We start from the raw sequence: 19,738 nt of genomic DNA, 5'->3' as shown, positions 1-19,738 counted from the left end.
TTAAAAACACAAACTTATGAATACTACTAAAATTGATCTTTCCTGAGTTGGGAGGTCTTATCGTCGAAGTGATCGGACAAATGAAAATTGAACTGATACTGACAAATAGAAATAAGAAACGTCTTTAAATTACCTTTCTGCTACTATACTTATAAATAATATTTTATGCAGTAGCAATAAATCTATACTAACTATTATAATTTAATAAGCATTATATGATTAACCAAATAAAAACTTATAAAGAAAATAAAATAAAAAAATACGTAGACGATTATCCTGAAATGGTTGCTGAGTATCAACGAGAATTAGAGACGATTAAAGGGTATAACGGTAGGCAGATTTTAGAGTTATTACAAAATTGTGATGATCAATCTGCAACAGATGTTAAGATTTTTTTAGACACTATTAATAATATTTTTTCAATTGAGAATGATGGTATTCCTTTTTCTTTAGAAGGCTATCGCTCCTTATTTATCGCTAATTTATCTTCTAAAGTTGATAAGCAAAAATATATTGGAAATAAAGGTCTTGGATTCAGATCGATAATCAATTGGTCTAATGAGTTACAGATTATTAGTAACAATATTTCATTAACTTATTCTAATAAATTAATCAAAGATTTCTTTGAGAATAACTTTAATGAAGAAGATGGAAATAAAATCAAAAAAGAATTCAATAAAGGCGATAATCAAACACCTGTTGCATTATTAGCTATGCCTCATATTGAAAAATATGGTTCACACGATTACGCGACTAAGATTCAAATTAAATACAAGAAAACTGAAGAAGAAAAAATTTTAGATCAACTAAATGTTATTGATACAGACTCTTTATTATTCTTAAATTCAATTCAAAAAATAACGATTATAATAGATAGTAATGTAAAGGAGTATATCAAAAAAGCAGAGGAATCGATAGAGGTTGAGAATATTATTGTAACCAGTAAAAAGATAAACGATGTTAATTGGAAAGTGTACGCTTTAGAAGGTGAAATTGATAACGAATGTGTAGAGAATGATGAGGACAAAGAAACAAACTTTCAAATAAAGATTGCAATTGCAGATAATTTCATAAAGCCAAATCCATATTTGTTCTCATTTTTCCCTACAAATATAAAATTCGATCAAGAATATATCTTACATGCTACGTTCGAATTAGATTCAACAAGAAATCAAATAGTTAAATCAGAAAAGAACAAATTCTTATTAAAGAAAATAGTTGAGTTTACCATTCAAGTAGCAAAACTTCATAGTAAAAATGAAGTGAATTACAATGCATTGAAAATTTTAAACTATAAACATAGAGCGGATGTTTTGGATAAATACGGATATTATGAGTTAATAGACGAAGCTTTAGAAAATGAGCCAATATTTCCATGTATTGACAATACATACAAAACTAAAAAGGAAATTCTATATGTAGATGACTTATTATCTAAGTTTCTCCTAAAATATGAATTAATAGATGAGATGCCTTATCATTTAATCCCTATAGATAGTATAGAAATAGAAGATATTTTATTGAAAAAAAATGTAGATAGAAGTCTTTTGTTACTAAATGATTTAGAAGAGTATGTAAACATTATTTCTTCAGCACAATTGTCCTTAAATGATAGAATAACTTTTATTGAGATAGTTTTAAAAAATCTAAAAGAATACAACAAGGTTAAAAAAGAATTTAAGTTTAATATATTAATTGATGAAAATGAAAATATAGTAAATAGTACGGATAATATCTATACAATTCCGTCAAAAGATAATAAATTAATTGTTCCGGAATTTTCAAAAATAAAATCTGTTAATAATCAATTCTATAGAGACTTTAACAATAGAAATAATAAGACAAATCTTAAATCTAATACTCGTTTTTTTTACGATACTTTTAAAGATTATTGCAATATCTACGAGTACGACATAGTACCCTTAATGAATCGTATTATTTCAAAAACTAATGAACTAGCTAGTCTATCAAGTTTATCAATAACTGAAAAAACTGAAGTTACAAAAGAAGCCATATCTGCATTATATCAAAATTATCAGCAGTTGGAAAATAAAGGAGTTAATCGTGATTTAAATAAATTGATTGTATTAACCAAGTCAAATGAATTTAAACCAATTACAAATTTATTTCTGTCTGTAAATTACGGTGAATCGGGTAGATTAAACCAAACTATATTCCAAGATATCTATACGAATGAAGATTACATTTCCGATATTTACAAGTCGATAGATAATGATTTTCAATTAGGACTCCAAAAGGTTGAAGAGTTTTTAATATGGTTGGGTATCAACAAGTTTTTGATTTATAGTAAAGGAAAGTTTCAGGATAGCAGTACTTATGGAAATCAATTTAATGGTAATCCGTATGTAAAGTATGTAAGGAAAATAGTCGGTAATAGAGAAGACTTTACTAGTTATGAAATCAATTATTTTAGTATAGATTCTACTTTACTAAAAAAAATAAATATCTATCAACTTATTTGCTTTTGCCAATTAGATAACTTTATGTCAAATCAAATTAATGATAGAAAAAATTCAGATACATTTGAATTTTATTACAGAAGCTGGAAAGAAGTAAGTAATAATCCTTCTTACATAAAATTTCAAATCAACAAGGTGTTTAACTTTGAAAACTTCATCATAGAAGATAAGTTCTCTTGGGTTAATGATTTCGAACTTGATTACAACCATGAGTTATTTAAAAAGCTAAATATTGGTCCTTCAGTAGTTAAAAATATTTTAATAGATCTTGGAGCTATTGAGAATTTTGAAGACGCACCACTAGAGTTATTAAATGCATCATTCGAAAAATTCAATAACAAATTTCAAGACGGTAAAAGTTCGCAATCGTTTTACAAACAAATCGTAAAAATTCTTTCTAAAAGGGATATTGTATTGGACGCTCCTTTTAAATTGTTTGCCAATAATGGAGAAGACTTAGTTCTGAAACAACAAAATGAGGTGTACTTTAGTGACAATAATTTATTACCAAAGCGTTTTGCTAAGCAATTCCCTTTGTTAAATTTTCCTTTACGTGCTGGCGCTAAAGAAGCAATTAAAAGATTTAAAATTAACGATCTAGATGATTTAGTGATTAATATTAAATCATATAAAGAATTTCAAAATTTAAATGAAGAATTTCATGATTTTTTCAAATCGTTAAAACCATACATTTTAGCATATCGCTTAGAGGAAGTAGAAACAGATGCATCAATCCAATCTAACGTACAATTATTAAATGCTTTTAGGTTTGAGATTTGTCAGGATTTAGTGTGTCAATTAGAGGATGATATATTCAATTTAGAAGATAATGCCTACGCTTATAATAAAAACAGCAAAACATACTTTATTAAAGTAAATCATGAAAGTACATTACAAAAGCTGAGGTGCAACCCGGCATTTATCGATATATTTTCAGAAGTATTAACCAGTGTATTTTCTACTAAAAATGAAAAACACATTTTTGAGTCTTTAATTAAAGACTCTACTGCTACAATAAATTACAATTTAGAAAAAGCCTTAGGTAATAATGCTTTAGAAGAAGCCAAAGTTCACCTAGGTCAAATATCATCGAAGAAATATTTTTGGACAATTATTTTTAAGCTAATTGATAATCCAGAAGATGCTACTGATGAGAAAATTGATAAGTTCAAAGAACAAAATTTTGGAGAATATGTATTCGACTTAGATTACATAAATTACAATAACGAAAAGAATTTCAATCAATTCAAAGAGATATTTGATGCGTTAAATATCTACATATCAGATTTTAATGATTTAGTAACTGAACGTATTGATTTAACAAATTACAACAAACTAAAATTTGTAGTTGAATACCATAATTTCAATAATGAAATAAAACAAATACTGTACAAAGGTTTACAAACAAAAGGGATAGATGAAAAACGTAAATTATATAAGTACTTCAACTTATACAATTTAGCAATTGAAGAAATAAAAGCTTTTGCTAACGAGTATTCAGAAGCGTTCATCAATAACCCTAAAGATATAGTTGTAGATTTCTTTAAAAAAGAGTTTGACGAATTTGATTTTGATACAAATACAAGTCATTTCAATTTAAATCAACTAGAAACAGAATTCAGTAAAGCATTTACGGAAGATGAGCTTTTTCTAATTCGCCAAAATACAGAATGGCAAAGTTTATTAGTCTTTGGTGAAATTGATTTACTTAGATTGGAATTAGAGGATAATTCAGAAATTGTAGAAGAGGATGAAGCGTATCAAAGTGTAGATAATAATGATAATGCAGATACCTTAACACGAACTAAAACTACCGTATTAGATAGTAAAGCATACTCGACACAAACTGTTACTAAAACCTCTATTGCAAAAGGATTGTACAAAGGGCAATCACGTGATCAAAATTATTTAAAACGTAAAGGAAACAAAGCAGAAGATATAGCTTATCAAGAATTAGTTGAAAAATACACTGAGCAATTTGTACATTACAAATCCAAAGAAAATGAAGCTTTACATTACGATATTTCATACTCTAAAGACCAAGGAAAATCATGGGTATATGTTGATGTAAAAAGCTCATCAAATGGAAACTTTTACGTTTCTGCATCCGAGAAACTATTTGGAGAAGAAAACAAAGACAATTACGAAATATGGGTATATATCAACAATGAATTTAAAATTTTAGAAAAATTCTTCTGTGTAAATCCTATTCTTAATGCAACAGAATATGTTGTACAATTAAAATTAACTGAATAAAATTATTACATAAAAAACATGATTAAAAACAACACAAATATTATTCCTAACAATCTTATTTTACAAGATTTTAAACGCCATTTAAATCTAGATTCAAATAACAGAATTTTATTTACTGCTCCTTTTGGCTCAGGTAAATCTACATTTATTCAGGAATTTGCAGAAAAGTATAACCATAATTACAGATTTATAAAACTATATCCTGTTAATTATGCGGTTGCATCTAATGAAGATATTTTTGAGCTTGTTAAGTTCGATGTTCTTTTCGAACTAATGTCTAAATTTCAAAATGAGATCAGTCTGGAAAAGACAGACTTTGATTTTTGGCTTCGTGCAGCAATGTTTATGCAAAACAGGGTGGACTTTGCTCCAATACTATTAAATATAATTTCGTTACATGAAAAAATAGGTAAACCAGTCGCTACGTTTTTAAATCAGCTAAAATCTATAGTGGGCGATTTTAAAGCTTACACTAAAGAAATTAATATCAACGAAGCAGATGATGTTTTGGAATTCCTGGAATCCTTTAAAAATATAAAAGGTGGTATTCATGAAATGGATGCAACCTCACAATTTATTTATGACATAGTAGATCGTCTAAAAGGTAGTGAGGTTTTTTCTGAAGAAGATGAAGAGAAATCCCTGAACACTGCACAGAGAGAAAATAAAACAATTTTAGTTATTGATGATCTGGATCGTTTGGATCCAGACCATATATTCCGCCTTTTTAATATTTTTTCAGCACATACAAATTTTGTGACCGATGAGAATAAATTCGGTTTCGATAAAGTAATATTTGTATGTGATTTAGATAATATTCAAAAGATATATTACCATAAATATGGTAAAGATGTAGATTTTGGTGGTTACATTGATAAGTTTTATTCTATTGAACCTTTTAAATTTGATAAAAGTGAAGAATTGTCTAACTACATCGAAGGTTTTGTCAGCAATATAAAAGTGAAAAATTGTGATTCGGAATTTACAAAAGCCACCCTTTTTAAAAATTCTGTTATTGCTTTAATAAAAATTCTAATTCACTACGAAATAGTTAATCTGCGCAGTTTAAACACCTTGTCTTTTATAGAAATAGATTATAAGAAAACTAAAAAGCGTAAAATTATTCCTGTTTTGGTTTTGTTTCAAATTCTTGATGCTATACTTAAAACGGATTTGTCTAAAAATAATTTTTTAGACAAATTAAATTTACAAGGTGCTGCATATAAGCAATTTAATAGATATACAAATATATATGAGTATTATTTAAGTATTGATGAAATAAATGACTTTCAAGATGCTTTATTTCATTTATTCGTCGGTATTGATAAAGACGATGAAGAGAGCGATTATTTATATCTAAAAGAATTGGACTTATCTGTTAGATATACTTTAGGTAGATCAAATTATGTACATTATTCTAGAATTAGTCTTTTAGGAATTGGTGATTTTAATCCTCAAAGGGATGGAGGTTTAAGGTTTAATTTAAACCATTTACTCAAGTATTCTTATCAGAGTTACAGGTCATCTAAATAAATCAAGTTTTAATTTAGATATCCTTATTGTGATAAAGACTTTTTGTTTGTATAAATGGAATTTAATTGGTAAACTTTAATTAAATTCTGTCAGTGCTTTCTCAGTCTCAAGGTGTATGATTGTATGGACTTCTATAATACTGTTTCTATATTCTCTTGATTTAATTTTAAATTAAAAACAAGTAATATTTTTAAATAGAAAAACAATTCAACACACAAAATTTATAAATTTTGTGTTTTTTGTGTTTTTTTGTGTGTTTTTATGTATCTTTGAAAAAAATAACTAAAATGGATATTGGACAAAGAATCAAAGAGCTGCGAGTACAGAGGGGATTATCTCAGGATGATTTAGCTCTAAGAGCAAACTTTTCAAAATCTTATATTCAGAAATTTGAAGAAGGTCAAAGAGAAATTAAATCTTCTCAAATGGCGCAACTGGCAGTTGGGCTGGGAATGGATATTTCAGAAATACTACAACCAGTAGATTATAAATCTACCGAATTTAATATTAAAAATATTGAATTTCGAGAGGCCGTTAAACTAGACGTACAAGTAGAGTATTTTACAAAAAAAATGCTTGGGACTCTTTATAAGAAATATTCTAGTTATTCCAAATTAGAAAAAATTTTGGGAGAGTCTATAACGTTTTCAAATCCGTTGAAGAATTTTTCAGTAGTCGTTTCAAACGAAAATGTAGAGGAAGCCGCTAAAATATTAAGGAAACGATGGAAATTTGAAGATACACCAATATATAATCTTATTATCTTTTTAGAGGATTTAGGGGTCAAGATATTTGAAGTAAATGAAGATGATAATTTTGTTGGATTCTCCTGTTGGGTTAAGAGTACTCCAATTATCGTAATTAATACACGAAATACTGATGTCTCAAGGAGACGATTTACAATTCTTCACGAACTTGCTCATTTGTTACTTTTGTTTAGTGAAAATGAGGATAAAGAAAAAATAGAGAGATATTGTGATCAGTTTGCTGGAGCAATGCTTTTACCTGAGGAAATTCTTAAGGGGTATATTAATTCAACTATTAGTATAAGTTTGGAAGAGCTTAAAAGGATTAAGAGCAAATTTGGGATTTCAATCTTGGCAATTCTAGTTCGGATGGTTAATATTAGATTAATATCTTGGGAAAAATATAAGCAGTGGAAGGAAATTTATAGGGAGTGGACGGACAAGGAAAGTGAATATGCAGGACGTGAAAATGTAAGTCGGTTTAATTATTTATTAGCAAAAGGACTCAGGGAAGAATTGATAACTAAAGATTTGGCTAGTGATTTGTCTGGTATTCCGATGTCAAACTTAAGCAGCAACGCTATTAATCAAGAGTTTTTATTTTAGATGATGGTAACAACAGATGTAGAACTATTGAACTGTTTAAGAATTTTGAACATGTTAAAAAATGGGGAATATTATTTCTCTAATCTATACATGACAAATAATTATTTGACCGGTGTTGAACGACAAACATTAAGTAACTTATTCCAAGATCAGAAAATTATATTGTTTGAATTAGGAAATGATTTTTATAAATTTTACCAAGGTTTAGAAACTGAAAAAATTCCGATTGCGTTACCTGGTATGTCATCAATTTTTTTTGCGAAAGATAGCAATTTTCCATTAGTCACAAAATGTAGGATAACGAAGAGAATAGCTGAAGAGAATGGAGTTGTAGTATATAATTATGAGGAAATGTTCAAATGTTCAAATATGCAGCAATCACAAATAGATTATATTAATAGAATTTTGCTAATGATGGAAACTAAAGAAAATCAAATTTAGAAAAATTAACTATTACTAAAAATAACCGAAGCGAAATGGAATTAAGCTTCGGTCAGTAGAAATTAAGTTTAGTCGCTATTATTTCTTCTGCAAAAGTAATAAAATTCTCTTTATTGCCTAATTATTCCTTGGGTATTTAACCAAATGCCTCAGTATTAAAATATTTGGTTGTTTTAAATCTGATAGCTATGGCCACAAATGGTAAGGCAGGAGACGGACGCCGTCATGGCGCTGTACGCGAAAGAAGTCAGACTTATAATCCTAAAACAGAGCAGTACGTTAAGCGCGATACTAATACTGGACGATTTATGGATGTTAAGCAAGATGGCACTCCTTTCAAAGGTGTAAGGAAAGAAAAATAAGTTTTTTTCTAAATATTTATAGCATACAGCATCTTGTTAATGCTGTATGCTATTATAACTTACGACAAAGTTTTAAGAAAAATAGTACATTAAAGAATTATAAAATATGAAAAGTTAGTTATAACAGAGAAGAGATTAAAAAATAAACCCAGATTTATCTGCAAAATAAACCTGAGTTATTTCTTTGATATCTTAGTCCTGAAACCAGAACAAAGAAGTTGATTTTTTCCGAAACAAAATTGCGGATTTCCTTTTTGGAATCCAATAAATTTAACTTCTTTTTTTTTCAAGACTGCAAAACCATTTGTAGACACACGTCTAATTTCCAGTTTTGCTTCACGTTTGGAAACCATTATTTACAACTTAATTTTTTTAGTAAAATGGCTAAAAATGGAATTTCTGGTGACAACCGTCGCCACGGAGCTGTGAAGCAACGCTCACAAACATTTAATCCTAAAACAGAACAATGGATTAAAAGAGATACTGCCACAGGCAGATTTATGGATGTTAAACAAAATGGTACTCCGTTTAAAGGAGTAAGAAAAGAAAAATAGAAGTTATGGAAGAAAGATTTGTACAGAAAGCAGTACAGCTTACCCCTGAAGAGAGTACAGGTAAGTTAAAGGTTGAAAAGTTATGGGAATTGATGCAAAATCATCCCTATCAAAATGAAATGTCTAAGGTTTTTGATATTGATAAAATCAAAGACGAATATATAAATATCGATTTTGTAGACACGGTCTATAAGCGTGTTAAGCATTTCAGTGATAAGTATAAGCGTAGTCTTATTCGTGCTCAAATTAAAGATATCAATGTTTTTGAAGAAGACATTATCAGTGACGGGAAGAAAGAAAAAGAAATCGTATTCCATTTTGATGAATATGTCGTGATTGATGAAGTGCACCAAAATTTAAAAACGGTTGCAAGGTATGATTCTAAAAATACTTATCTAGATGAGTATGTAATGACGAAATACGCCAACAATCTATTTAAAAAGGGATTGTCTGATTTGGCACGTCAGAACATTCAGTATTTTAAAGATTTGGCAACAAGGTCAGATAATTATAACAAGCACAGAAGCTATAGGCTAGTAGAGAGCGACGGCATTACCTACTTGCGCGGTATTACTTCGATCGATAAGTATTATGAATATGGAGTCGATTTTACGTTTGTTGCTTCGATGCTTATATTTCATGATTTTATGAAAAAAAATAAGGGCGTGGAATATAAAATTACATCTGCCCATATCAATGAGTCTAAACTTGAAGTAATTGTTGCAGAAAAATTTAAGAAGGCGGCAGGCGAGTTCGGCAAAGTTTCAACTGCTGTTAAAGTTGCAACGAATGATTTAGGTCAAGGATCTTTAAATTTTTTAAACATTATCAATGTCGGCAAAACTAATAAAGACGGTTTTTATCTTTTTCCAAAACAAAATCCTTTTGAAAGTAATAGGGTAAATATTTCTCATACAACAAAACCAGAAAATGTTGCGTCCATATTGAAAAGCATGGATAATGTTCTTAATACCAGTGACAAGTTCATAAAGGAGTTGATGGAAGTAAAAACTATAAAAAATCCAGACGAATTGCGAGTAAAGATTCAAGCTAAGATCAAAAGTCCTAGAAGTCCTTATTCAACTATCAAAGAACTTTCTGATATTTTTAATAGAAGAATAGATAATGATATCACCAATTTTTCCAAACTTCTAGAGATGTGTAATAAGGCGGAAGAATTGCAAATTCCGTTTGATCTTAAGGATAAATTACGATATATTATATCTGATATTATTTTGTATGGTAACGTTAGATAGCGATATAACAAATATTGTAGTTCAGTATGTGCTAGCAAGTTTTTGAATACTATAGAGCGATTTGTAAATATTGCAAACTTGCGATGTAAACACATAAGCCTAACAATTAAAAAGTTAGGCTTATGTATTTAAAAATTTAGGTCGATTGTTTTTTAGTGATTATACTAATTATTATTTAACTACTTTTTTAATAAGTTTTTTAATAAGTTTTTGATTTCAAGTCGTAGATATTTATTACTTATTTGATAAAAATAAACTTCTCTAAAATCGCTTCAAAAGAGGTTGTTCTTTATAATATTTTATATGTCTGTTTTAAAAATTGTAGTTGTGAACAGTCCCAATGTTAGGAGACGTTATTGTATACTTTTTAATTCAAAATTTTCTGAATTGTTTTCAACTTTACAAGCATTTAAATTCAAAAGTGTTATGTTCTGATTTTCTTTTATGATTTTACATTGAAGCACCTTAATTAATTTTAATCTGTCCATAACTTTAGGATGAAGTGCAAGACATAAACCATAACCATTACTTTGAACACTTGGATATAAAATGCCATCAGAGGAATTATTCGCTATTAGTTCAGAAGCTATCGCACTTATTAAATATTTATAATTTTCATTCTTATCAACTTTTTTAGAAAATTCTTCTGCTAAAAATGAAAGCACCTCATCCCTTTTTTTAACATCACTAGCTGAAAGATTTTGGTGATTATAAAAATCTCTTACTTTGTTAATATAATTAACATTATAATCTTTATTAGGATCAAAAATTGTCATTACAGAAATTGTATTTTGAACTTCCCATTTACCAAAAGTTACAAGACGTTCACCATCTTTATCTTCACGCAATAAATCAACGACTTCAGATGCTCCAATTATACGTCCATATTTAATTTCATCTTGAGAAAGTTCATCTTCTGGTACAACAGAAGCATAAAACATTGTATTTCCTGGAGTACTAGCTCTTAGAAACTCTGTATTCAATTCTACAGGTTTGTAAGATATACGTTTTTTAGAATTGAAAACAGGTTCGTTATCTGTATTATTTACTGCTCTTTCAATTTCTTTTGGGGTATTAAAATCTGTTGTAACAATAGGAATTTTTTCAGAAAACAGATTTGTTAATAATTCTCTTACTTTCTGTTCAGGAAAATCTTTTAAATCTAGTTGACGTATTTGTTCAATTATTTTCGTGGTATTCATTTCGTTTAATGTCTTTAATTATATCGTCTAAAGGTTCGGGTTTTGGCTAAGTGACGGAAACGAGGGTAGCGAACTAACGAGGTGAAATCGCAGCGAAAAGCTTCGATTTAGACGAAACATAGTAGGTTTCAACTGGCTAAGCGAAAGCTTAATAATTGGCAGAAGTTAATATGTTGGATACTTTACATTTTCAAGTTCGTCTTTAAGATACTGATATTTAGACCTAACTCTTTCATTTGCAGTATTTTCTTCAATCAATTTAGCTAGTTGAATTTTTGAATTTTCAATAGTTTCTAATATTTCTTGTTTTTTGAGAGGATGAAATGAAAAATGACTATTAAGTAAATGAGAAAATACGGTAGCTAAATTTATCTCCAAACCTTTTTTAATTTCAATTTTGTTTGAGCCACTAAAATCTTTAAATAAGTGTTTCATTGCTGGATAAAATGGACTGTTTTTAACAATATTATGACTTAAATCATCAAAAATTATTCTTGGAAAATTAGCTAAGTTAGTTTCAATATCATAAGCTTTCACCATAGCAGGACCAAAAAGGACTCCATTATTTTCATGAATTAAACCTTCAACAGCAACGCCTCCCCGGATTAAAATATGAAAATCTTTCCATAAACGATAAATTAATCTTCCAATATATTCGAAAAGAGACATTGCGTACATGTCAATTTCAAGATTAATTGATAAAACTATACTGTCAGAGAAATGCGTAGTAATTATTGATGATTTGCTTAAGAGTGTTTTTGAAAACGACGCTTGACTTTCTTTTAGTTTCTTTCTTTCTTCGTCTCCATCTCCTTTTAAATTTAGTTCTGCAAACATTTCATTTTGAAGATTCTCTGTTGTCATAGAGTTTAGAACTTCAAAAATTTTTTGTTGTAAAGTTTGATTGCTTTCAGTTTGTTTAATGATATTTCTAAATCCTAATATATCAATAAAAATGGTAATCCTTGTTTCGTACATTTCTTGCGGCTTTGCTTTTATTTTTTTAATAAATTACTATAAGTAGGGATTGTAGAATTGACCTATCAGCTTTCCAAGGCTTATAGACCTATATTTCGAATTAGTCTTCTACAAAGACTTTTAAAAAATGGATTGACTTTTAAAAAAATTAATAACGTTCAAGACATTAATATTTAGAGTATTTTTCTAATGGTATATTTATCCTGTAATGTGATGAGGTGTTCTATATATAATTGATTTTACCAAACAAACAACTATTTTTAATTTGTTTTTTTATTAATTCTATTTTATTTGCTTTTAACATATTATTGTTATTACAATAATATGTTTCTATCGTATTAAGAGCTTTAATTAGAGTATAGGACGGATCAGTTTATCTTTAATATAAACTAAATTAAAATTCACATCTTTTGTCGCAGAATTAAAAGCTTCGTTAGAATTTTCGAAAGATGCAAATATTAAAATTTGAGAATCTGTATAAGATGAAATTGTTTTTAGAAAACTATTGAAATTTTCGATCGCTGCATCTTGTTGTTTTGGTTCATCCATCATAATAAGTCTGGGGTGATTTCCATCAAATTTGATAGATGAATCTAACAAACTAAATGTATAAGCCCAAATACACCTAATAAAATCACTTCCGGAGGAATCAAACCTTATACTATAGTCTTTTATCTCTTCACCAAATGGTTTTCTTATCACTGGTAAATAATTATCTCTTGAAATATGAATAAATTCGTTTTGTTGACTTGTATAATTAAAGTTTTTAAGTAAAGTTTTAAATCTTGTTTCTAAAAACTCAAGTTTTTTCTCATCATTAAGCGAGAAAAAGTTTTTAGGCAATTTACTTTCATCAATCACAATTTTTTTCCAATGATCGGATAATACTTTTAATTCTTCTATTAGTAAATTGAAATCTTCAAGAAACTTATTGTAAAATTCGATCCGTTTTTTTAGGTTTAATCTGTTTTCAATATCTCTAATAGAGGGTAGCCTTTCATCAGATATTAGTTCTCGTTTTATTTGTCTTACCTTTGCTCTTTCTTCGGATAGTCGCGATCTATATAAGTCTAATTTTTTTTCTTTCTCAATTATTGTTTTTTCCTGACCCTCAATATAAACTGTAACCATTTTAATTTGAGCATCAATAAAATCAATGTTGTCTTCTAAGCGCATTGGAACCTGCTCAACTTCTAAAGGCAATAATGAATCTTTAATATCTTGATTACAAGTTGGGCAAGTTTCGCTAGAAGTTTTTAAGTTAAAAACGGCTCCAAGATTTTTTACTTTTAGAGCACCTTTATTTTTTCGTAAATCTTCTTTCAACAAATCTAACTGTAACCTATAACTACGCAATCGATCTTTATCAAAGTTTAGTTCTGTGGATACCAATTCATAATTTAAAGACAAATTATTAATGAAACTATTTATTTTTTCTAGTTGAACTTCATCATCTGAAATATTTTGACCAACAGTACCCACAGTTTTATTTTGTGTAGTTCTTAATTCTTCAACTTCTAAATCTATATAATTTGTGATTGTATATTCCTCCTCACCTTTTGTTAATAAAATATTTACTCCTTTATAATCATTAATTATAACAGGTTTTTGTTCAAGACCAACAGCTCTTCCTCCTCCTTTTTCAGCAAGTCTAATGAACTGATTGTTAAGTGTTATCCATTTTTCTTCAATAATTCTTTTGTTGAAAGCAATTTTTTGTTTTCTTTTTTTATTTTCGGTAACATCTAACTTTAAAAGAAACTCTACAACTCTTGCTTCTTTGTTAGATAAACCATAATGTGGCATGGTAGCAAAAAAGTCAGACCATCCTGATTTTTGCTCAATCATAAAAGAAGAAGCAATTTGTTGTATATATAATTTTCTTGAGTCTCCAGAATTGGTCAAAACGTTAGGTAAATTCCAATTCAAGAAATTTTCTAAGAATAAATGGAAACCATATATTTCATCTGTAGCACCGCCTTTATCGTGAATATACATTGGTTTCATTTCAGGAAGAATATCTTCGGTATTACCAATTACTTCCCCTAAGTAAATATCTACTAATTGTGCTTTTCGATCAGAATTACTTATTACACTTCTTTTAATCGTGATAATGTCACCTTTACTATTTTCAATTTCCAAATAAACAAATGACTGTACTACTTTGTGAAAGACATCTTTTGGATATTCAACTTGGTCTCTAAAAACAGATTGCATAGTTTTTTCATTCTTGCCGCCGATTATCTCTTCAAAACCAAGACAATATGTGATTGCTTGAAAGAGACTACTCTTACCACTAGTATTATCTGCTCTAATGATATTTAAACCAATATTAAATGTATACTCCGAACCGTAAAGACCAGAATCAGTATTAACTTCAAACTTTATTTTTTTAATTTTTAACATTGAATAATGACCATTTATTTGAAATAGATTCTATTCTATTATCTGTTATTTTTCTTTTTCCTACAAAATTTAAAAACTCAAACTCTTCAGCAAAAACTTCAGCCTTAACAATTAACTTGAAAAATTCAACTCCTTTTTCAGTTAATAAATATTTTCCGTTTTCCATACTGCAAATATTTTCAGAGATACAAAACAAAAGTGCCCTATTTAGTGCAGGTTCAATTCCCCACACAGCAATATCTTTAGCATAATTGCTTTTTAATAGTTCTAAAACTTCATCTTTGTTTTTGTCATCTTTTAGTGCCCAACTCAATAAATGTAATTTCAGTAAGCTGGATTTATTGCCTATACAAGTAATTGATAATATCATTACAATTTGTGCAATCTTATAAACAGGTCTATAATCAACGGGAATTGAAATAGGTTTTTTAGAAAACTTTATATCTTTTATTTCAAAATCTCTCATCTACTCAAAGTTTATTGGGCATCTTAAAATCCAGTCTGCTAAAACTTGATTCGTTAGATTCATTATCATCTGTTGTTCTAATTTAGGGAAAGTAGCATTCAGCTTTTCTTCTACTAAGTTTTTAAAACTAAAATATAATGTATTTTTATCTTGTACTGGAAACATACATTTTTCCACAACTTCATTCTCAACCAAGCTAACAATCGATAAAAACTTTTCGTACTCTGTTGGATATTCATTCTGCCACATTCTCAAAAGAATATTACCTCCTAAGAAAGATGCTACGGTTTTTTCAGTCAAATCATCAATACGTTTATCCACGTTAGGTGTATTTTTATCAAACCTCAATGAATGTTTTCTTTGTGCATTTTCAACTAAAGTTATTTCTTTACCTTTCCATTTCAACTTATCAGTATCAGTAATCGGCTCATTAGGAGATAAATTTATTTTTTGATTTGTAGAGTCTATTGCAAGATTTAAATGAGGATGTAAAAAACTAATATCTTCAAAAATAACTTCAAAATTATTATTATCAATTATCGATAGATCCCAAGATTTTACTTCATCTCGTTTTGAAGTACAATGAGCAACTATCTCATTTTTTCCATATATTGGCGTAACAAAATACCATTTATTTATTTTAGTATCACCTAAGAAACTTCTTAACTGACTTTCATAAGTTTTCAATTTCTTTAGGTCAGTTGTAATTTTGTTCCTGTGCTTTTCATATAATTCATTGCTTGAATATGATTCGTCTGGGCAATAACATTGGAAGACCTTTCCTGTTCTAGTAAATCCTTCTATACCATAATCACCCGGAGTAGCTTTTACTTCCTGATAGCCTTCTTCTCTAAAATTTTGTTTGAAGCAAATTTGACTTATGGATTCCCATTTATCTCCGTCAAAAGTTCCATATATAGTTCTGATCATTTCTTTATAAAGTATACTCTTACTTACCTAACCTTTGAAATAAACCACTTTTCTCCCCACCTTTTCTCCAGTTGTTATCAATCCATCATCCTTCAGGTTACGCATCACGCCACTAATTTCTTCAGATCTTAAATCTTTTGGAATCAGTTTTAATTTTAATAATTGTTCTTTAATATCAGCAACCATTTTACCATCAGATAAAAAATCTGTATTAACTATATGTTCTCTAACTTTGGCTGTAAGTTTTACTGCTTCTTTTCTTTCCTTTGGTAAATCATTTTTTGGCTTTAGAGGAATTTTAAAATCTAATAAAGTTTGTAATGGATATTTCACAGCTTTACCGTACTCTACGTAGTAATCAATATTGGTAGTAATTCCTTTTTCAATACTATTAATTGTATTTTCGGGAATTGTTGTCATAATAGAAATATCTAACCTTGAATAATTTAATTCAATTCTCTTTCCCAATAGTTTTTTTCCCAACAATTCCCTGTACTGCGGTGAATTAAGTCTTTCTTTTCTTATTTTCTCACTCAATTTTAATGTTTTTTTTAAATTAATTAGTTATGAATTTGCATGTAAAAAATAATTGTTTACATTTGTATATATAATTAACTAAGCGACAGTTATAAACTCGAGTCTTGTTATCGAAAACGGCTAATTTTAGATGACGCAAGACCAATAGGGTTGTCGCTACCTCGTATTTTGTATATTTGCATTTTATGGGGTGGTTCACCCTATCGGATATTCGTCAAAGGTTCTTAGCCGTACCTCGATATTAATTGATGATAGGCAATCACCCCTTCTTCATAAATGACTCGTTCCATAACCACATAAAATCTAATTTATGAGAACGAAATTTGTACATACCGCCATAACCCACCCGCCTTAAAGCGGTGCTAAACTTTTTCCTTTTTGTTGCTCCTGCACCAAAGGTATATACCGCAATAGGCTAACCGTATGGTAGTACTGTAACAGTCCGCTATACACAAAAGCCACCGCCGTATATACAGTACCTCATTGCTTTGGCACTATATAAATAGGGCATTTTAACTTTTTTACTCGAACTCTAAAAGTATTGCCTTTATTTCTATTTTCCAAATCAAATGTTAAAATAATTAGGTACAAAGCAGGAGCTTCAAAAAGGTTTTAAAATAGATACTAATAGGTAATGATGAGGTAACAGCTTCAAGTCAAAGTGCAAAAAGCGCCATTAGTGAAAAAGCGATAGTTGAATAGACGATGAGAGCGTAAGGTGATCGGGAGCGAAGCGAAATTCGATCAGCTAGTGAACGAGGAAAAGTTCAACCGTTTTTGAACTGAGGCAAGATCAAGAAAAAAAGACTTTTGGTACTTTTTGTCTAATAAGTACAGAGAAATTAAGTTCATTGAAACCAGATTCAGAGATCTTTTTCTTTTGGTCGCAAACCGTAAGGTTCACGGCTTCCAAGCTGTAAAATAATGCCTGGACGTAAAAGAAACAAAACTCCTGAGCGCCACTACTCGTGGTCAATTAACGCCTCAATAGCGAAATCAAATAAACTCGCTTTTTCAAAGCTTCAAACAACATTTGATTTTGCGCTATTTTCAGCGAATCGACGCTCACTCCGTTGTGAATGCTCAGTTTAGATTGTAGTTGATAGGATTATTGGATTTTTGATTGAAAACAGAGATAGACTATGTACCCAGCGGTATTAAGCTTTGGGCGAGTGTCAAAACTGTGAAGTTGGCGTTAAGGAGCATCGGATCGCGGAGCGATCGTTCCGATGGACTAGGCAACAAACAAGATTTTGACCGTTAAAAGCTTGACCGCAATAAAAGCACTTTGCTTCTTTGGTGTTTTCAAAGAAGAAAAATTGAGTTCATTGAAACCAGATTTGCAATTGAAAAAATAATCTAACTCCTAAATCCAGAATAATTCAAAATCCGGATTTTGAGAAAAAATAGACAATAAAAAGAGATCAATTTTAAAGCATTTTGACAAATCGTTAAACCGAAAAATAATCTAAATCTCAAAAGCGGGGATACTAAGTAGATACTGTATGGATAGTGTATGGATAGAGCATGAAACACATTTTCGGAAAAAAATATAGAAAACAGAAAATCATTCTAAATTTTTGGATTTAGAAATAAAAAACAGAAAATTCAAAAAAGGAAAAAACACCGTTTTCAGAGATAAAAACAGTTAAAAATAATAAATAAAAAACAAACGGCGAAAACCCCGTTTGCAAAAATGCTTTTTACAACATAAATACAATTTGTTCTTTGAGTAATGATCTTGTTCATTTTGCCTTGATGCAAAAACGAACCAAAAAATCAAGACTCTATTTTTTCAACGGTCAACAAACTTTTCGAAAGGCAATCAAATAATCGCTCCCTTCGGTCGTATTTGATCTATACCTTTTCTTCAAAGAGTTGACACTCGCTGAAAAAATAATGTCGCTTCTAAATCCTGAATTGTTCAACAATAGAATTTTCAAAGATAACTGAATAGAATAATTAAGAGAATCTAAAGGAAGCATTCACGGCGGAGTGAGCGTCAGTAAGTTGAAGGCAACGTAAAATCAAAAGTTGTTTGAGAACTTGTTCGAGTTTTTTTGATTTAGTTGTCGAAACGTAAACTGACCACGAGCAGTGGAGCCGAGGCGTTTTGTTTCTTTTACGCGATAAAAGAAAAGAAATGAGAGTAAGGATTCCCGAAGAGATCTTTCTCTCCATTACATACCGTTCAAGATTACAACAAAAAATTAAAAAGATAAAACCTTAGCGCCAAAACCCAATCATAATACATAAAAAGTGGCTGTTTTAAGGTCGGAGCCAAGCACATAACCAATTCCAACCATCATATATAGAGTATTAATTTATACAAAGGTTAGTTTATTGAAAGTAGTTAGAAATTCTGGAAAAAGTTATGTGCCGAAGCTCTGAAAAACACTCTGCGTTTTAAGGATTAAGGTAAATGCGGCGAATAATAGTTTTAATAACCGCAAATTTTGCGGTGAATAAATATAGAGTAACAATATTAATAGAGGGACATAATGAAAACATAAACCCAAATCTTTTTTTGGGCTATATGGAGAAGCCCCCATTTAAGCTTTGGCTTTATTAAATTCCGAAGCTGAGGGTTAATATCGATAGGTGAAAAACTGGATGAGATGCTGCATCAAGTGCAGCATGACAACGCGGATAGATCTATTGACACGTATTTCCGAGCTGGCATTCACGGCGGAGTGAGCGTCAGTAAGTTGAAGACAACGTAAAATCAAAAGCTGTTTGAGAACTTGTTCGAGTTTTTTTGATTTAGTTGTCGAGACGTAAACTGACCACGAGCAGTGGAGCCGAGGCGTTTTGTTTCTTTTGTGCGCCAAAAGAAAAAAGAAAAAGAATGGAAATACCAATTTTAATTGTAAAAACCAGAATGATGATCAAAAATGCAAATTAAAAAATAAACCTACAAGGTTTCCAAAACCTCGCAGGTTAAAAAAATCCCCTCTAACAAAAGTTGGCGCTTCGCAGAAGGGA

13 protein-coding genes are annotated in these 19,738 nt (G+C 29.5%); 7 read left to right on the top strand and 6 right to left on the bottom strand.

Annotated elements, in window-relative coordinates:
• Positions 1 to 215: 215 nt before the first annotated feature.
• The 7 genes from F0460_RS07480 (at position 216) to F0460_RS07460 (ending at position 10,234) form a co-directional block, all read left to right on the top strand.
• The gene (locus F0460_RS07480) at positions 216 to 4,736 is read left to right on the top strand and encodes a sacsin N-terminal ATP-binding-like domain-containing protein (RefSeq protein WP_150011814.1); all 4,521 of its coding nucleotides are present in this window, start codon (positions 216 to 218) and stop codon (positions 4,734 to 4,736) included.
• Positions 4,737 to 4,754: 18 nt separating this feature from the next.
• Positions 4,755 to 6,269 (top strand): P-loop NTPase fold protein, encoded by a 1,515-nt coding sequence (locus F0460_RS07475; RefSeq protein ID WP_150011812.1) that lies wholly within the window; start codon positions 4,755 to 4,757, stop codon positions 6,267 to 6,269.
• A 287-nt stretch (positions 6,270 to 6,556) separates the two neighbouring features.
• Positions 6,557 to 7,621, top strand: a complete 1,065-nt coding sequence (locus tag F0460_RS07470; RefSeq protein ID WP_150011810.1) for a helix-turn-helix domain-containing protein — start codon at positions 6,557 to 6,559, stop codon at positions 7,619 to 7,621.
• Entirely contained in the window at positions 7,622 to 8,062 is a 441-nt protein-coding gene (locus tag F0460_RS07465; protein ID WP_190304119.1) for a hypothetical protein, read from the top strand.
• 188 nt (positions 8,063 to 8,250) lie between these two features.
• Positions 8,251 to 8,424 (top strand): hypothetical protein, encoded by a 174-nt coding sequence (locus F0460_RS16165; protein ID WP_190304118.1) that lies wholly within the window; start codon positions 8,251 to 8,253, stop codon positions 8,422 to 8,424.
• 380 nt (positions 8,425 to 8,804) lie between these two features.
• A complete protein-coding gene (locus F0460_RS16160; protein WP_190304117.1) occupies positions 8,805 to 8,978 on the top strand; it encodes a hypothetical protein in 174 nt (57 codons plus the stop codon).
• Positions 8,979 to 8,983: 5 nt separating this feature from the next.
• Complete coding sequence (locus tag F0460_RS07460; protein ID WP_150011806.1) at positions 8,984 to 10,234, top strand: hypothetical protein; 1,251 nt, start codon at positions 8,984 to 8,986, stop codon at positions 10,232 to 10,234.
• A gap of 353 nt (positions 10,235 to 10,587) precedes the next feature.
• Here F0460_RS07460 and F0460_RS07455 read toward each other — a convergent pair whose 3' ends face one another.
• The 6 genes from F0460_RS07455 to F0460_RS07430 form a co-directional block, all read right to left on the bottom strand.
• On the bottom strand, positions 10,588 to 11,436 hold the full coding sequence (locus F0460_RS07455; RefSeq protein WP_150011804.1) for a hypothetical protein: 849 nt from the start codon (positions 11,434 to 11,436) through the stop codon (positions 10,588 to 10,590).
• 165 nt (positions 11,437 to 11,601) lie between these two features.
• Complete coding sequence (locus tag F0460_RS07450; RefSeq protein ID WP_150011802.1) at positions 11,602 to 12,414, bottom strand: hypothetical protein; 813 nt, start codon at positions 12,412 to 12,414, stop codon at positions 11,602 to 11,604.
• 351 nt (positions 12,415 to 12,765) lie between these two features.
• Positions 12,766 to 14,820: an AAA family ATPase gene (locus tag F0460_RS07445; RefSeq protein ID WP_150011800.1), complete on the bottom strand. Its 2,055-nt coding sequence runs from the start codon at positions 14,818 to 14,820 to the stop codon at positions 12,766 to 12,768.
• Positions 14,807 to 15,286: a hypothetical protein gene (locus tag F0460_RS07440; RefSeq protein ID WP_150011798.1), complete on the bottom strand. Its 480-nt coding sequence runs from the start codon at positions 15,284 to 15,286 to the stop codon at positions 14,807 to 14,809. The genes F0460_RS07445 and F0460_RS07440 overlap by 14 nt, the downstream gene beginning before the upstream one ends.
• Positions 15,287 to 16,216 (bottom strand): hypothetical protein, encoded by a 930-nt coding sequence (locus F0460_RS07435; protein ID WP_150011796.1) that lies wholly within the window; start codon positions 16,214 to 16,216, stop codon positions 15,287 to 15,289.
• Between the two features lie 27 nt (positions 16,217 to 16,243).
• A complete protein-coding gene (locus F0460_RS07430) occupies positions 16,244 to 16,753 on the bottom strand; it encodes a hypothetical protein (RefSeq protein ID WP_150011794.1) in 510 nt (169 codons plus the stop codon).
• Positions 16,754 to 19,738 lie beyond the last annotated feature (2,985 nt).

The organism is Paenimyroides baculatum, from assembly GCF_008629655.1.
GTDB classification, from domain to species: domain Bacteria; phylum Bacteroidota; class Bacteroidia; order Flavobacteriales; family Flavobacteriaceae; genus Flavobacterium; species Flavobacterium baculatum.
This window is presented reverse-complemented; position numbering and strand designations above follow the sequence as displayed.

Coding starts and splice junctions, on each gene's coding strand:
- F0460_RS07475 (WP_150011812.1), top strand. CDS start 4,755: ATGATTAAAAACAACACAAATATTATTCCTAACAATCTTATTTTACAA.
- F0460_RS07465 (WP_190304119.1), top strand. CDS start 7,622: ATGATGGTAACAACAGATGTAGAACTATTGAACTGTTTAAGAATTTTG.
- F0460_RS07480 (WP_150011814.1), top strand. CDS start 216: ATGATTAACCAAATAAAAACTTATAAAGAAAATAAAATAAAAAAATAC.
- F0460_RS07470 (WP_150011810.1), top strand. CDS start 6,557: ATGGATATTGGACAAAGAATCAAAGAGCTGCGAGTACAGAGGGGATTA.
- F0460_RS07435 (WP_150011796.1), bottom strand. CDS start 16,216: ATGATCAGAACTATATATGGAACTTTTGACGGAGATAAATGGGAATCC.
- F0460_RS07460 (WP_150011806.1), top strand. CDS start 8,984: ATGGAAGAAAGATTTGTACAGAAAGCAGTACAGCTTACCCCTGAAGAG.
- F0460_RS07450 (WP_150011802.1), bottom strand. CDS start 12,414: ATGTACGAAACAAGGATTACCATTTTTATTGATATATTAGGATTTAGA.
- F0460_RS16160 (WP_190304117.1), top strand. CDS start 8,805: ATGGCTAAAAATGGAATTTCTGGTGACAACCGTCGCCACGGAGCTGTG.
- F0460_RS07445 (WP_150011800.1), bottom strand. CDS start 14,820: ATGTTAAAAATTAAAAAAATAAAGTTTGAAGTTAATACTGATTCTGGT.
- F0460_RS16165 (WP_190304118.1), top strand. CDS start 8,251: ATGGCCACAAATGGTAAGGCAGGAGACGGACGCCGTCATGGCGCTGTA.
- F0460_RS07455 (WP_150011804.1), bottom strand. CDS start 11,436: ATGAATACCACGAAAATAATTGAACAAATACGTCAACTAGATTTAAAA.
- F0460_RS07440 (WP_150011798.1), bottom strand. CDS start 15,286: ATGAGAGATTTTGAAATAAAAGATATAAAGTTTTCTAAAAAACCTATT.